The following is a 15,432-nucleotide window of genomic DNA, read 5'->3' as shown; positions in this document are numbered from 1 at the left end:
TCATTGTGTACAGTAGAGAGGGAGGGTGGAACATGAAAGACATTAATTTTAATATCATTTCAGACGACGCGACGGACGGACACGGCGGTTTTGGTGTCGGTTCGCTCAGTTTAAATAACATGTCCCCGGTCATCATCGATGTCGAGGCGGGAACGGCGACAATCGACATGGGTGCGATGCACGCCAAGTCTGCCATCGAGAAGCGCATCAAGTTTTTAACGGACCAAGAAGCGGTACCGAACGGGAAATCGTACTGGATCGTTTGGGTGACGGTCGGTCGAAAACGAGAAGGCTTTTATTATGGCGGCGTCGCGGCATGTGACATGTTGGTAGATGTCGAAGCGAGACGAGGCTATAAGTTATTGCCTTATCACGTCAATCAGATGGACAAATCGTTGAAGGGTCGGATTTTAATCGACATGATGGACGCTCCTTCCCGCGACGTATTGGCGAATTTCTTGCAAGAACATCGCCCGGAAATTTGGTCAAACTCGACTGAACTTCATGCAGAGCTCGAGCGCTTAGGCGCCGAGTAAAAAGATTGGACGAATTTTTCGTCTCCAATCTTTTTTGTTTCGCATTTTTGGGAGTAACGGGAAAATATGTAACTGAAGAGATATTCATTTGTAATTGTATGAAAATTCAGTATTATGATATACTGACTACATTGTGAAATAAAGAAAGGGTGATACGATGAGCGAAACGAAAAAAATCTTAATCGGTCTCGCGCTAGGTGTTGTAGTTGGTCTCGGATTGGCGGGATTGCCGGATTCAATTTATGAGATTGTGAATCCGTATATTTTATCTCCAATCGGAACAATCTTTTTGAATTTAATTAAAATGTTAGTCGTGCCGATTGTCTTCTTCTCGATTATTTTAGGCGTCATGGGTCTCGGGGACCCGAAAGAGCTAGGTCGGGTCGGGACGAAGTCGATTTTGTTCTTCTTAGCGACGACAGCACTTGCGATTATGTTGGCGATGGGCGTCGCATCTGTCTTACAACCAGGGGAGCGTGGGGACTTCCAAACAACAGGTCTTGAATTTGAGTCTACAGCGACCGAGGATTCTTCAAATATCGTACAGACATTCGTCAATATGATTCCAACGAATCCGATTACGGCACTCGCTGAAGGAAACATGCTTCAAATCATCGTCTTTGCAGCATTGATTGGATTTGCGTTAATCGCCCTTGGGGACAAGGCGAAGACATGGCGTCAATTCGTCAAACAAGGTGATCGCATCATGATGTACCTCATCCAGATCGTCATGAAGCTCGCGCCATACGGTGCATTCGCATTGATTGCTTCGGCGATTGGAGGTATCGGTCTCGATGCGGTCGTCGCCATGGCATGGTATATGATCGCCGTCGTCTTGACGCTCTTCTTACACGCAACGATTGTATACGGGGCAGCCGTTTACTTCATCGGAAAGATGAGCCCAGTGTTCTTCTTCAAAAACTTCTATGAGGCGATGACATTCGCATTCTCGACGTCTTCGTCAAATGCGACGCTTCCGGTATCGATGGAAGTCGCACAGAGAAAACTCGGAGTACCACGTTCGATTTCGTCGTTCGTGCAACCACTCGGGGCAACGGTCAACATGGACGGAACAGCCATCATGCAAGGTGTTGCTACCATCTTCATCGCGCAAGTATTTGCTTCTGACTTAACAATGACTCAATTGTTGACGGTCGTCATTACCGCGGTCCTCGCTTCAATCGGGACAGCGGGTGTACCAGGAGTCGGGCTTGTCATGCTTGCCCTCGTCCTTCAGTCGGTTAACTTGCCGGTAGAGGGGATTGCCCTCATCATCGGAGTCGATCGTATTCTCGATATGCTTCGCACATCTGTCAACATCACGGGGGATGCGGCATGTGCCGTCGTTGTTTCGAAATTGGAAGAAAAACATCTACCACCAGTCGACGAAGACTCGTGGGATGAAGCAGGCGCGACCTCTTCATCATCGCTATGATATAGTAAAGGGCCATGACAAGTGCGTCATGGCCCTTATTTTGTGAAGAGAAAGAGTGATCGTTATGGAATGGGAACTTCTCCCGCTCCCTTTATTTTTAATAATGAGTATTTTACTAAATAGTGTGATTGCGGTGGCCGGGGTGTTACCGAGCGCTTTTTTGACGGCGATCAACGTGAGCGTCCTCGGTCTCGTACCTGGTATTCTCGTCTCGATTGTCGGTGAGGCGATAGGAGCCATCGTCAGTTTCATCCTTTACCGAAAAGCACTGCATCGTTACACGTCCCCGAACGGAGGCCGGTTTCAGCGACTCCGTGAGGCTACAGGAGCCGAGGCCTGGTTTCTCGTCCTTAGCATGCGTCTCATGCCGTTCGTACCGTCTGGACTCGTCACGTTATCGGCAGCGTTCAGTCGTATGACACTCGCCTCATTTGCGTTCGCAAGTACGATTGGGAAAGTGCCTGCCCTCATCATGGAAGGGCTGGCGGTGACGGCAGCGATGCAATTGACGGTCGGATGGCAATTGTTCTTGGTCGGTCTCGTCGGAGTTTCTTATCTTGTCTGGCGAATGCGTCAGAGAAGAGGCGAGAAGATATGACAAAACGCCTCGACGAAACGCTTACCAGTCGTTTTCTTCCGTAACACAGCCCAGTCGATTAAAATCGATTCTTCAAAATCTTTTAAAAAGGCTTCGTGAAGTTGTTGAATTGACGTCGTATCGAATTGGGCAATCATCATCTCATGGTTGAGAAACATACTCCGAAAGTCGAAGTTGGCTGACCCGACGAGGGCAACTTTGCCATCAATCAGGAGCGTTTTGGCATGAATGAAATGGCGATTGTATTTATAGATTTTAATGTTCCGCTTCAAAAGCTGTTCGAAATAATATTCGGTCGCATGGAAGCTGAACCATTCGTCCCCCTTGCCCGGTACGACGATGCGCACATCGATGCCGCTACGACCTGCGACTTCGAGAATCGCCAACAGTTCAGGTGGAGGCACAAGGTATGGGGTGGTGAGCCAAATTGACTCTTTTGCCTCCATCAACAGACGCATCAACCCGTCACGAATCGTCACGTCTTTACCCGGTGAGGTGACGAGCAGTTGTGTCGCCCCGTTTTGTCCTTTTGGTTCATTCACAAAATACTGAGAGAGATGTTCTTCGTCTGCGAATAGATCCCACGTCTCATCGATTGTCCCTTGTCCCGCATATAACCAGTTCTCGACGAAGAGCTGTTGAAGTTCTCGGACGAGGGGACCTTCGAGACGTAGATGCGTGTCACGCCAGAAACCGAGCTTCTCATTTTTCCCTAGATATTCATCACCGACGTTCAACCCGCCTGTTAGCGCGATTCGTCCATCCACGACAATCAATTTTTGGTGGTTGCGGAAGTTGGCATTGAAAACGAGGTATGGATGCAAGACCGGGTCAAACGCTTGGACGTGGACACGGGATTCCCGTAACGGCTGAATAAAGTCCTCCCCGATTTCTTGGCTACCGAGCCCGTCATATAAAAAGCGAACGATGACGTTTTCATTCGATTTTTGGATGAGTGCATCTCGGACCTTTAATGAAATCTCATCGGTTCTAAATAGATAGTATTGAATGTGGATATGGTCGGTCGCACTGTTGATGGCATCTAATAGTGCGTCGAATTTTTCTTCGCCGTTGACAAGGAGAGTTGTCGACGTGTGAGCGTCCGCACCGCTTGCTCCTAATTTTTCAAGTGTCCGTGTCAACGGATAAGCAGACACGATATCAGGAGAAGTCTCGATTTTTTCACTCTCGATCGCTTGTTTTAGCATTCGGATTTCTGACGATGTTCGTTTAAAGCGTCGATGGCGACGCGGCGTACGGCCGAACATGACCCATGCCAAGACGCCGATGAACGGGATGAAGAATACAGTCAATAACCAGGCGAGCTTCCCTTGGGGCTGTACTTGGTCAAATAAAATCTGCCAACCGACGACGAGCGGTGCGACGATGGCAATCCCGATTAATACGGGAATGAGGACATCGAGCCAAAACAAGAGACCGACGAGCAAGATAACGCTGAGGATCATGATGATGAGTTGAATCACGCGACGTTTCAAACGGAAAACCACCTTTCAGAGACGATGAAAACGAGGGGATTAATCCCCTCGTTTTTTAATACACACTGTTCAGAACAGCGTTGATTTCGTCCGCATAACGAACGAAGAAGTACACATTTACTGCGAGAGAGAACAAGACGAGGAAGAGACCGAACTGTGCTTTAACCCGATTTCGATTCCAGTAATAGAAGACGGACAAGAGCACTGCCAGTCCTACGAATAGAGCGATGACTTCAACGATTCCCCAGACGATGTCCTTGGATAAAAACATGTCGACGATTGTCATGACGACATAGATGAAAACGACAATCCCCATAATCACGACTAAAATAGCTAAAATAATGCTGATCCAATCCGAGCTAACTGCGTCAATTAGGTTTTCAATGGCCATTTCGTATTCGCTCACAACCGTTCCTCCTTTCGACAGATTGCATAACTATACATTAATTACCCTTTTTTCAATATCTAAAATCAAGCTTTCACTGGCGAATGGATGAATGAAGGAAGTGGAATTTTAGAAACGATTGCCACGACCGCGAATACATAGAGCCAACTATTCGGTGGGAAAAAGAGCACGAGTAACACGATGGTGGCCAACGGTTGTCGCATCGCCGTGGCGAGTAAAGCGCTCGTCGTCAGAACGACCGAGAATGTCATATCGAGCTCGAATAAGAGGCTGAAAAAATAGCCGAGTGTGAACGACGAGAAGAGAAGCGGATAGATGTGTCCACCGCGCCATCCAGTCGCTAGACAGAACGCCGTAAAGAGCAGTTTCAGTACACTAAATAAGAGAAGGGTGTAGAGCGGAATCAGACTCCACTCGTCGATATACTCAAGAATCGTTTCTTCTCCGGAGAAGAGGAGGTCCGGATAAAGTAGAGCCATGATCCCGATCCCGACGCCGCCGAGCGTTGTGAGGAGTAGAATCGGCACGTTTGAGAAGAGCCGCATCAATGCATGTTCACTGACCAAGTAAAGCCAGCCGAGAACCATGCCGCCAAGAATAATGAATAACATCGTCCAATCAATCTGGACACTTTCAATCGCAAGGAACTTAATGATGAACGGTGGACGTTCGTCAAGTTGATTGAGTAAATAAAACGTCCCGATTCCGGCGAGTGTCGCAAGCAGGTTCAGCATCGGTTGCTTTTTCTGCTCGGTCTCTTCCGCTGCGATTGCCCCGAAGAGTGGCGCGTTGAAGACGATCCCGAGCACGACGGCATGACCGACTTCTTGCAATTCCGCTAATTCTTGACGAACGTGACGGATGCGCTCTGAGAACCACGTCGTGAGCCCACCGACGATGCCGACGAGCGCAGCCTCGGGACCGAGACTTGCTCCTCCAATGAGAACAAGGAGGGCGGTCAACGTCGTAAAGCCGATCAAACGATAGTCAATGCGCCCCGTTCCTTTTCGTTCTTCTAACACCTCAGGCATGAGACGGGGCATTCGCCCATACCGACGTTGCAACAGACCGATGCATACCCCGGCAATGACCGGCACGAGAAACACATAAAACGGAAAATTAAATTGCTCAGGTACCGTATGCCACACAACGTGTATGCCTTTATAAACAACGGATAAAAAGAGCCAACTCACTAAGCCGATGATGATTCCGAGTACGATGGCATAGCCACTGACAATCCATGATTTCATCTACATCTCCACCTTTTTGCTCGCGTCGACCTTCTATAATATGCTATCTCCTCAACACCTCGGACTGAAACCTAAAAATCGACGAAACCGTATCGAAGTGATGAAAACGACAACCGCTTCATACGAAAAACAAAAAAGGTGCGGGCACTCGATCAAGTCGATGCCCACACTTAGAATAACGAAATATGCTTATGCTGTTTTGATGGCGTGCTCTTTCGCAGGAGCCGGTTTTCCGAAGAAATAACCTTGTGCCAAATCAAATCCGAGTTCACGGCACACATCAGCTTCTTCGATACGTTCGACGCCTTCAGCGAGAAGTGTGATGCCCATCGAGTGGGTCAACGCACGCACTTTTTTGAGGAAATCCCGCTTCTCGGCATCCTCATCACAAAATGAAATATACGAGCGGTCGATTTTGACATAGTCCGGTTCGAGTCGCTTCAACATATCGATGGTCGAGAAACCTGCACCGACATCGTCTAATGCAACTTGCATCCCGCGCTTTTTATATGTCGAAAAGACATGCTGGAGATGATCGACGTCATGTACCTTCTCCGTCTCCACAACTTCAAAGATAAAGCGGTCCGGACTAAGTTGATATCGGTCGATGATGTCGAACGTATGCTGCAAACAATAGTCCGGGTTGTAAATCGTTGAGGGTAAGAAGTTGATGAATGTCTTTTGATGAGGGGCGATGACTTCATACGTCGCTTTAATCGCCTCAGCACGAGCCCGCTGATCGAGCTTCGAATGAAGACCGAAACGGTTTGCCGTCCGGAATAAATCATAAGGCGAGATGTTGGCACCGCTACGGAGAAGTGCCTCGTACCCGAACGTTTCCGTAGAATCGAGGAAGATGATTGGCTGGAGATGACTCTCGAACGTGCCATGCTGAATCTGTTCAATGATGTGCCGATTGGCAAGCTGATCCTTTAACATGTCGACCTCAAGCGGCGGGGTCTGACGGTTCGATGCAGGATCGACACAGTATACCGTTCCATTTGCTTGCGAGAGAAGTACATCTAGTTCTTCAAACGATGTATACGGGTATTCCTTAAATGTTGTGACGAGTGTCCCTTGAGCAATCAAAGGAATCGTTGTATTACAAGAAGCGCAGGGTGACCACATACTATTCCACCTTTCCATTCAAAATTGGTTCATTCAGTATATCGGTCACGTCTCACAAAAAACTCACATTCAGGAACCATTCTTCAAAAAATTCGTGCAAAATGGGTACAGGTTTTGTATACTTCCTATCGTATGATTAAGAAGCGCCTCAAAACGCCACTCGCATACGAACAACTTTTTGAACAGAAAGGGGTTCTATCGATGGACCAAAAATTAAAATTATGGTTTACGGAGCACCAAACAGAAGATTACGGAATCACGTTCCGTGTAAACCACGTTTATGAGAGCGAACAAACGGAGTTTCAACGACTAGAAATGGTCGAAACGGACGAGTTCGGAACGATGTTGTTACTTGACGGGATGGTCATGACGACGGATAAGGACGAATTCGTCTATCACGAGATGGTCGCACACGTCCCACTCTTTACACACCCGAATCCTAAGCATGTGCTTGTAGTCGGTGGGGGAGACGGCGGTGTCATCCGTGAAATCATGAAACACCCATCAGTTGAAAAGGCAGTTCTCGTTGATATCGACGGGAAAGTCATTGAATATTCGAAGAAATACTTGCCAAACATTGCCGGTGAACTTGATAACCCACGTGTTGAAGTCATCGTCGGTGACGGTTTCATGCATATTGCGAAGTCAGAAAACGAGTACGACGTCATCATGGTCGACTCGACAGAACCAGTCGGACCAGCAGCGAACCTCTTCACAAAAGGATTCTATGCAGGCATCTCGAAAGCGCTCAAAGAGGATGGCATCTTTGTCGCACAAACGGATAACCCATGGTTCACACCAGAACTCATTCAAACGGTTCAACGTGACGTGAAGGAAATCTTCCCGATCACGAAATTGTACACAGCGAACGTTCCGACGTACCCGAGCGGGATGTGGACGTTCACAATCGGTTCGAAGAAATACGATCCAGAACAAGTATCGGCTGAGCGTTTCCATGACATCGAAACAAAATACTACACGCCGAAGCTTCACAACGCGGCGTTCGTCCTTCCGAAATTCGTGGAGGATTTGACAAAATGATCAAACGTTTTGATGAAGCATACTCAGGTAAAGTGTTTATCGCCAGTCTCCCAGAGGTGACAGAGGCGAAGACGGTTCTTTACGGGATGCCAATGGACTGGACGGTCAGTTTCCGTCCGGGTTCACGTTTCGGTCCGAACCGGATTCGTGAAGTATCGATTGGACTTGAAGAATACAGCCCGTATTTAGATGGTGATTTGGCAGATGCAGCGGTATACGATGCTGGGGATATCCCACTTCCATTCGGAAACGCACCGAAGTCGCTCGATATGATCGAGGCGTTTGTCAAAGATGTCGTCAAAGCAGGCAAGTTCCCACTCGGAATGGGTGGCGAACATCTTGTCACATGGCCAATCATCAAAGCGATGCACGACGTGTACGGCGACGACTTTGTCATCCTCCACTTGGATGCGCATACGGACCTTCGGGATGAGTATGAAGGCGAGCCGCTCTCACACTCGACTCCGCTTAAAAAAGCGGCAAACTTGATTGGACCATCGAACTGCTACTCGTTCGGGATCCGTTCAGGGATGAAAGAAGAGTTCGAGTGGGCACGTGAAGTCGGCTACAACATGCATCAATTTGAAGTCATCAAGCCTCTCAAGCGCGTCTTACCGACACTTGCTGGGAAAAAAGTATACGTCACGATCGACATCGACGTTCTTGACCCGTCAGCAGCACCAGGGACGGGTACACAAGAAATCGGCGGCATCTCGACGAAAGAATTGTTAGAAGCGGTACACGCTATCGCGAACGCAGACCTCGACATCATCGGCGCAGACCTTGTCGAAGTGTCACCGGCATACGATCAGTCGGATATGACGGCCATCGCGGCAGCAAAAATTCTTCGTGAGATGATGATTGGATTCGTGAAGTAAATGCGGAAAAAAGGTCAGCTGGAAATGGAACTGAGCGCCCGGATCACCCAATGGGAGAAAGAATACTTGGGTCGCGGGTCATTGACGTGTAAGGCAGACCTGCTTCGGGACCTCGCCATCGTCACGCTTCAAGGGGTGTTGACGCCGGCCGAATATGATTTGGCCACCAAGTCGTCAGGTCGCGAGCAATTGAAAAAATACCGCAACAATCTCGTCGAATCGGGACGGAGCCAACTTGAAACGATTGTCGGGCAAGTGCTCGGCCGTTCGATTGTTTCGCTCCACACGGACATCAGTACGAAAACAGGGGAGCGTCTCATCGTCTTTCGGTTGGACGCGCCTTGGGATCAAACCGATTGACAACGGAACGTTGACTTTTTAAAATGAAATTCAGAGACGTGAGAGGAGCGAATGGACGAGTCGTCATGAGGCGTGCTTTCGAGATCTTCTTACGGAGCTACTGAACAATTTAATCAACCGACAGTTGTCGGCCTGACGGAGCGAATAGTCGAGCCGTCGGCATACAGCGCACGCCTTCTTTAGGTGTGCGCTTTTTTGTCGCCAAGGAGGAACATGTATGGAATTGTTTTTATTTTTACTCACGAGCGCTCCCGTGCTTCTGTTTGTGACGGGTGTGATTGCCGCAGTCGGGAAGTCGAACTTGAAGATTCCTGATTCACTGAGCACGACGCTCAACATTTACTTACTACTGGCCATTGGATTAAAAGGTGGGATGGGACTCGCCTCGGTATCATTTGAAGAAATTGCCCTGCCATTGACGGTGACGCTGTTGATTGGGATTTTATTACCGCTCCTCGCTTTTCTCGCAGGAGGTCTTCTGAAGTTTACCTTCCACGAACGGATTGCCATGGCTGCGACGTTTGGTTCCGTCTCGCTCGTGACCTATGTGGCCGCGTCAACGCAGCTTGAGCGACTTGGGATTGGATATGAGCCGTTCATGACGACATTGGTCGTCGTTCTTGAAATCCCTGGACTGATTGTGGCGTTACTGTTATATAACCAAACGCAGGTGATGGGGATCACGGCGACATCGGGTAAGACGAATTCGCTGTCTGTCCTCCGGGATAGCTTGTTTTCGAAGAGCATCTTGCTTATGCTGGCAGGTCTTGTGGTCGGACTCGTGACACCAGACGCGACTCCGCTCAAACCGTTCTTTGTGGATTTGTTCCCAGGGGTGTTGCTCCTCTTCTTATTAGGATTGGGAGTAAAAGTCGGACAACAGTTGAAGACGGTGCCGACGTATGGGCTGAAGTTCGTTGCCATGGGAATGTTATTCCCGTTGATTGGGGCACTTGTTGGCTTTTTGGCGGCGGGTGTCGCTGGTCTTTCGGAAGGAGGAACGATACTTCTTATGACATTAGCGGCGAGCGGTTCGTATATCGCCGCGCCTGCGATGCTACAAGCTTCGGTCCCAGAAGCGAAACCATCCTTTTATTTGACCCTCTCCCTTGCGGTCACGTTCCCGTTCAACTTGTTGATTGGTATTCCGTTGTACATTGCAATCGTCACATGAAAAAAGCGTCGACTCCTCTTGAGTCGGCGCTTTTTGTGTGTTCGTTGAGCATCATTGTGTCACTTTTTGCGCTTCCATACATTTGAGAGCGGCCGTCCAGCTTCCAAAGAGGACGTTGATCGTCGATGTACTCGGCACGTTTCGTCCTTCCGCCCATTTTCGATAGTGGAGGATGCTGAAATGAGGCAATTCTTTTTTCGCGAGCCGGAGCGCTTCAATCACATCCTCTTCATCCCATTTCCGTTTCGGTGGAGCGATATCCAATACGAAAAGAGCATAGCTCCAAGAACCGTACTTTCTAGCGATGGTCGCAACGGTCGGATAGCCGCGTTCTTGCGCCCACACCGCGTAATGTTGAGAAGTGAGGCGTTCGAGTTCTTCCGATGCTTCAATCAAGGCTTGGATGATGCGTTCTTCACTATTTTTGGCGGCCGTTGTTTGAAGTTTCGCTTCTCGGAGTGCATTCGACCATGAACCAAAGCGACTACTGATGAGGGTGAGAGAAGGCGATCGTGTCACTTTTGACCATTCTCGGTACGTTTGACTCGTGAATAGCGTGAGCTCTTCTGCGGCTTTGTTTAACGCGCGTAGAATATCTTCGTCTGAATAATAATGAAACGAAAGCTTAATCTGTGCTGCAACGAGGGCTTCGCGCCACGAACCAAATTGGTGGATGACGGTGGAAAGGGAAGGGACATTCTTGTCATGAGACCAAACGCTGTATTGTTTGGAATCAAGTTCTGCGTATTCTTGGGCAGCCAACTGCAAAGCTTGTACGATTTGAGGTCGTGTCCATTTTTTCATCTTGGTGTCTCTCCTTTTGTGTGAACGCTCACGGGCGTCTCAGAAGGTCTCTTGGTGTGAATGAACATGTATGTTGTCAGATTGGTCGTACAGAAGTCAAACAGCGATGCGGTACAGGTTCCTCCTTTTCATTCAAAACACAGTTGTCAACAACACCCAATTTTATTTGGTATGTTCTTTCCATTCCCGCTCGGAAGAAAATTATTCATTATGTGAAGGAAAAGATGAGAATAACTTTGTGAACTTATTTGTTACAGCGATTTCATTAATAACAAAAAGCTCGCATTATCCTTAAATTTGTTACAACGACTCGGGTAGTTTACTAGCATCAACGTATTCTTCGCACACCATACCCAACACGATTACACAACTTAGACATTTGGAGGTGCAATACACAATGGCTACACTCGTCAACGTATATCGAAGAAATCGCAGAAACTTACTGTTTTTCTGCGTCGATATCGCAATCGTCTCAATCGTCTTATATATGACGTTTGATATTTTATTTTCGAAAGTGATGCCGTTCACAGCAACAACATACGATTTGTTACTGATGGTGGCAATCAAAATGTTTAGCTTCATGCTTGTCGGGGCGCTTTTGAAAATTCATCGAATCGATTGGCGATACGCCTCAATCCATGAAATGAAACAAGTAACCATTGCGTTGGTTAGCAGCGACTTGATTCTATTCGCCTACAACCAGTTTCAATTCGGACGCGGGCTCGGTGTCATGATTGCGGTTCAAGGGCTGCTAGCATTCAACATGATTTTATTCACGCGTTTCTTGGCCCGTCATCACGTCTTGCATACGTTCAAGCCGCATCCTGCTCCGCAAGGTCGGAAAACACTGATCATCGGGGCCGGGAACTCTGGACAGCTCATCGTACGTGAGTTGAAAGAGTATCGGACGAACGTCCTCCATGTGGTTGGAATTATCGATGACGATCCGATGCTCGCCTCCTTATATGTACACGGTGTCCCGATTCTCGGTACGACAGACGATTTAGAGCGCATCATCGAAGAACAAGGAATCGAAGTCGTCATTTTCTCTATCCCGAGTCTTGCGCACGCGAGACGAATTGAATTGTTGAAACGGATTGAAAAGACTGGCGTTGAATCACATGCACTCCCGATGTTGTCCGAACTTGCGACCGGAAACGTGTCGATTAACGAAATTCGCGAAGTGAAAATCGAGGATTTGTTAGGGCGAGAACCGGTGCAACTTGATATTTCAGGTATCTCGAAACATGTGGAAGGGGCAACGGTCCTCGTGACAGGAGCTGGAGGATCGATCGGTTCGGAACTCTGTCGTCAGTTGATTAAGTTCAAACCGGCCGAGATGATCCTTTTCGGACATGGAGAAAACAGCATTTATTTAATTGAAAAAGAGTTAAACGGACTGGGTTTCGAGACGAAACTTCATCCGGTGATCGGGGATGTGCAAGACCTAGAGCGACTCGAACACGTCTTTCAAACGTATCGTCCAGAAATCGTCTATCATGCAGCGGCACACAAACACGTTCCGCTCATGCAAGACAACCCGCTTGAAGCAGTCAAAAATAACATCTATGGTACAAAGAATATGGTCGATGTGGCTTCGAAATATCGGGTCGATCGATTTGTCATGGTATCGACCGATAAAGCGGTCAATCCAACGAACGTCATGGGGTCGACGAAACGAATCGCCGAGATGATCGTTCAGGAAAAAGCGCGTTCAAGCGATACGATTTTCGCTGTCGTTCGATTCGGTAACGTTCTCGGTAGCCGTGGTTCGGTCGTCCCTCTCTTCAAAGAACAAATTGCTCAAGGAGGACCGGTCACGGTAACGGATTCAGAGATGACCCGTTACTTCATGACCATTCCAGAGGCGAGTCGACTCGTCATTCAAGCGAGTGTGTTATCCCGAGGTGGAGAAATCTTCGTGCTCGATATGGGAGAACCGGTCAAAATTATCGATTTAGCGAAAAAGATGATTGAACTCAGTGGGTTTACCATCGATCAAATTCCGATTGAAGTGACGGGGATTCGCCCGGGTGAAAAGTTATATGAAGAATTGCTGGCTACAAACGAACTCGACCCAGAGGCGAATATTTTCCCGAAAATCTTTGTCGGTTGCACCCGTCCCTTCACATCGGTCGCTCCTATCCTGCGGTTGATTGAACACTTCCGACAGAACGGTCCGGCACTGACAGACGCATTATTGTTTGTCGCGAACAGTAACGATATTGATCGAGACTTACAACGAATTTTTGCAAGTGGATTCGAGTTTATCCCAGCCCAGCAAGTGCGCATCCGGGTCGTCGATGGAAATTAAAGGGGGAAGTGCAATGGACCGTGTCATGGTGATCGGTGTGTCCACGTTCAAAGGATTTCATCTTGCCAGGCGACTACTAAAAGACGGATACGAAGTAATTGGGATTGATGATGAAGGAGAAGCGAAAGCGCAAATTGCAAGACAACGATTGTACGTCTTGTCTCATCCCTTGTTTCATCTCATTCGAACGGATGTCTCCCATAAGCCACATATGCGCCAAATCGTGACGATGTATGAACCGAATCACGTCATCTTATGCAATGGAACATCTAACGTTTATCAGCATCGCCAAATAGAGCGTTACGAACAAGTGAAGCAGCTTGTTATGAATCAAAAAAGTCGGGTGTCAATCAAGTCGTTCATCACGTTCGACCTTCCGATGGAACAGACTCGTCATTCTTCCTCAGCGCTTCATCTGATGACAGAGGACGTATACGGACCTTGGGATGATTCGACAACCTTGTTTTCGAAAGCGATACTCGCCATCGATCAAGGTCATCGTATGGTTGGATACTATGCAACGGATATTGTAAAAGCCTCTTATATCGATGATGTGGTCGAAACCGTCGTTCGTGTCATCAAATTGATTCAGTCAGGCTTGCCAATCGTTGGACAGTTCCGAATCGATGCCTCGGATTATGTACACGTCCAAACGCTGCTTACGGAAATCGGACACCAGATGCATCAACCGGTCCATGTATCTCTACCGATGCGTGACCAAGTCTTTCAAGAAATAGATTTGCCTACGCTAGAAGCGATGATTGGATTTCGACCACGTACCCCACTCCACGAGGGGTTGAGGAAGACAATCGATTGGTACAACGCCTATCAAACGATGATGAAGGAGGACATGAGCACATGACTATTTTATTATCAAAACCGCACATGTCCGGACGAGAGATGGCTTATGTAGAAGAAGCATTCGCAAGTAACTGGATTGCGCCACTCGGTCCGAACGTTAACGCCTTTGAAGAAGAACTTGGCAAGTACGTTGATCACCCGCATACACTCGCAACGAGTTCTGGCACAGCGGCGCTCCATCTCGCGTTGTTGACGTTAGGAATCGAGAGGGGAGATGTGATCTTTTGTCAGTCGCTCACGTTCGTCGCTTCGGTCAATCCCATTCTGTATGTCGGGGCGACCCCGGTATTCATCGATTCAGAGAAAGAAACGTGGAACATGTCACCGGAAGCATTACGAAAAGCATTGGTTCAAGCCGCTACAAAAGGAAAGTTACCAAAAGCGGTCATCGTCGTTCATTTATACGGGGTAGTCGCGAAGATTGGCGAGATTCGTCACATTTGCCAAGAGTTTGGGGTGACACTGATTGAGGATGCGGCGGAATCGCTCGGAGCGACTTGGAAAGGGCAGATGACCGGTACGATTGGTGACATCGGATTCTATTCGTTCAATGGGAACAAAATCATCACCACGTCTGGTGGAGGGATGCTATTGCTAGGCTCTGACAGTCAGCGCCAATATGCGTTGAAACTCGCAACGCAAGCAAGAGAGAACGTTTTACATTACGAACATGAAGAAGTCGGGTACAACTATCGCTTGAGTAATGTGTCGGCAGGAATCGGTCGAGGACAGCTAGAGGTCATCGAACAACGAGTCCGGGCGCGACGTAACGTCTTTCGTCGGTATGAACAAATGTTTTCGACGATTGATGTCACGTATCAACAAGAAATCCCTTTCTCTCGTGCGAATCGTTGGTTGACCGCCATGCAAGTCGGACGCGACATCGCCAGCCGTGATCAGTTGATTCAACAGTTGAGCGACGCCGAAATTGAATCACGCCCAGTCTGGAAACCGATGCACCTACAACCGCTCTATCGAGATGCCGAATACGTCACGGTTGACGGGGAAGACGTGAGTCGTCACTTATTTGAAAACGGTATTTGCTTACCATCGAGCTCGAGTTTGACGATTGGTGAACAACAGAAAGTCATTCAGACCGTGCTAGATACACGCCATTTCGTAAAAGAAAAAAGCGTGTAAGGAGGAAATGA

The 15,432-nt window shown here is 48.1% G+C and carries 15 protein-coding genes; 10 read left to right on the top strand and 5 right to left on the bottom strand.

Annotated elements, in window-relative coordinates; all coding sequences use genetic code 11:
• Window positions 1–32: 32 nt before the first annotated feature.
• The 3 genes from KNO99_RS01595 to KNO99_RS01585 all read left to right on the top strand — a co-directional run bounded on the left by KNO99_RS01595 (window position 33) and on the right by KNO99_RS01585 (window position 2,569).
• Window positions 33–536, top strand: a complete 504-nt coding sequence (locus tag KNO99_RS01595; protein ID WP_214744666.1) for a YwhD family protein — start codon at window positions 33–35, stop codon at window positions 534–536.
• Between the two features lie 157 nt (window positions 537–693).
• Window positions 694–1,971: a dicarboxylate/amino acid:cation symporter gene (locus KNO99_RS01590; protein WP_214744664.1), complete on the top strand. Its 1,278-nt coding sequence runs from the start codon at window positions 694–696 to the stop codon at window positions 1,969–1,971.
• Window positions 1,972–2,035: 64 nt separating this feature from the next.
• Window positions 2,036–2,569: a TVP38/TMEM64 family protein gene (locus KNO99_RS01585; protein ID WP_251130913.1), complete on the top strand. Its 534-nt coding sequence runs from the start codon at window positions 2,036–2,038 to the stop codon at window positions 2,567–2,569.
• Here the strand turns inward: KNO99_RS01585 and cls are convergent.
• The 4 genes from cls to KNO99_RS01565 all read right to left on the bottom strand — a co-directional run bounded on the left by cls (window position 2,545) and on the right by KNO99_RS01565 (window position 6,849).
• Window positions 2,545–4,065, bottom strand: coding sequence for a cardiolipin synthase (cls, locus tag KNO99_RS01580; protein WP_214744662.1), 1,521 nt, complete (start codon window positions 4,063–4,065; stop codon window positions 2,545–2,547). The two genes, KNO99_RS01585 and cls, sit on opposite strands and share 25 nt — an antisense overlap.
• A 55-nt stretch (window positions 4,066–4,120) precedes the next feature.
• Window positions 4,121–4,471 carry a hypothetical protein gene (locus tag KNO99_RS01575; RefSeq protein WP_074035622.1) on the bottom strand — a complete coding sequence of 117 codons (351 nt, stop codon included), beginning with the start codon at window positions 4,469–4,471 and terminating at the stop codon, window positions 4,121–4,123.
• A gap of 65 nt (window positions 4,472–4,536) precedes the next feature.
• Complete coding sequence (locus KNO99_RS01570; protein WP_214744660.1) at window positions 4,537–5,721, bottom strand: chloride channel protein; 1,185 nt, start codon at window positions 5,719–5,721, stop codon at window positions 4,537–4,539.
• 189 nt (window positions 5,722–5,910) lie between these two features.
• The gene (locus KNO99_RS01565) at window positions 5,911–6,849 is read right to left on the bottom strand and encodes an EAL domain-containing protein (RefSeq protein WP_214744658.1); all 939 of its coding nucleotides are present in this window, start codon (window positions 6,847–6,849) and stop codon (window positions 5,911–5,913) included.
• A 201-nt stretch (window positions 6,850–7,050) separates the two neighbouring features.
• Between KNO99_RS01565 and speE the strand changes: the two genes are divergently transcribed.
• The 4 genes from speE to KNO99_RS01545 all read left to right on the top strand — a co-directional run bounded on the left by speE (window position 7,051) and on the right by KNO99_RS01545 (window position 10,302).
• Complete coding sequence (gene speE, locus KNO99_RS01560) at window positions 7,051–7,890, top strand: polyamine aminopropyltransferase (protein ID WP_012727429.1); 840 nt, start codon at window positions 7,051–7,053, stop codon at window positions 7,888–7,890.
• The gene (speB, locus tag KNO99_RS01555; RefSeq protein ID WP_214744656.1) at window positions 7,887–8,768 is read left to right on the top strand and encodes an agmatinase; all 882 of its coding nucleotides are present in this window, start codon (window positions 7,887–7,889) and stop codon (window positions 8,766–8,768) included. The genes speE and speB overlap by 4 nt, the downstream gene beginning before the upstream one ends.
• Entirely contained in the window at window positions 8,769–9,128 is a 360-nt protein-coding gene (locus KNO99_RS01550; RefSeq protein ID WP_031422162.1) for a Na-translocating system protein MpsC family protein, read from the top strand.
• A 217-nt stretch (window positions 9,129–9,345) separates the two neighbouring features.
• Window positions 9,346–10,302 (top strand): sodium-dependent bicarbonate transport family permease, encoded by a 957-nt coding sequence (locus tag KNO99_RS01545; protein WP_214744654.1) that lies wholly within the window; start codon window positions 9,346–9,348, stop codon window positions 10,300–10,302.
• 51 nt (window positions 10,303–10,353) lie between these two features.
• On the opposite strand, the gene KNO99_RS01540 is transcribed toward KNO99_RS01545, so the two are convergent.
• Window positions 10,354–11,106 (bottom strand): homing endonuclease associated repeat-containing protein, encoded by a 753-nt coding sequence (locus tag KNO99_RS01540; RefSeq protein WP_214744652.1) that lies wholly within the window; start codon window positions 11,104–11,106, stop codon window positions 10,354–10,356.
• 397 nt (window positions 11,107–11,503) lie between these two features.
• Between KNO99_RS01540 and KNO99_RS01535 the strand changes: the two genes are divergently transcribed.
• The 3 genes from KNO99_RS01535 to KNO99_RS01525 are packed head-to-tail and all read left to right on the top strand — an operon-like array spanning window position 11,504 to window position 15,421.
• Window positions 11,504–13,420, top strand: coding sequence for a polysaccharide biosynthesis protein (locus KNO99_RS01535; protein WP_214744650.1), 1,917 nt, complete (start codon window positions 11,504–11,506; stop codon window positions 13,418–13,420).
• A 13-nt stretch (window positions 13,421–13,433) separates the two neighbouring features.
• Window positions 13,434–14,282: an NAD-dependent epimerase/dehydratase family protein gene (locus tag KNO99_RS01530; RefSeq protein ID WP_214744648.1), complete on the top strand. Its 849-nt coding sequence runs from the start codon at window positions 13,434–13,436 to the stop codon at window positions 14,280–14,282.
• The gene (locus tag KNO99_RS01525; RefSeq protein WP_214744646.1) at window positions 14,279–15,421 is read left to right on the top strand and encodes an aminotransferase class I/II-fold pyridoxal phosphate-dependent enzyme; all 1,143 of its coding nucleotides are present in this window, start codon (window positions 14,279–14,281) and stop codon (window positions 15,419–15,421) included. The genes KNO99_RS01530 and KNO99_RS01525 overlap by 4 nt, the downstream gene beginning before the upstream one ends.
• The last annotated feature ends 11 nt before the right edge of the window (window positions 15,422–15,432 follow it).

Origin of the sequence: Exiguobacterium sp. s189 (assembly GCF_018617615.1) — a bacterium.
Taxonomy (GTDB): Bacteria; Bacillota; Bacilli; order Exiguobacteriales; family Exiguobacteriaceae; genus Exiguobacterium; species Exiguobacterium aestuarii_A.
This window is presented reverse-complemented; position numbering and strand designations above follow the sequence as displayed.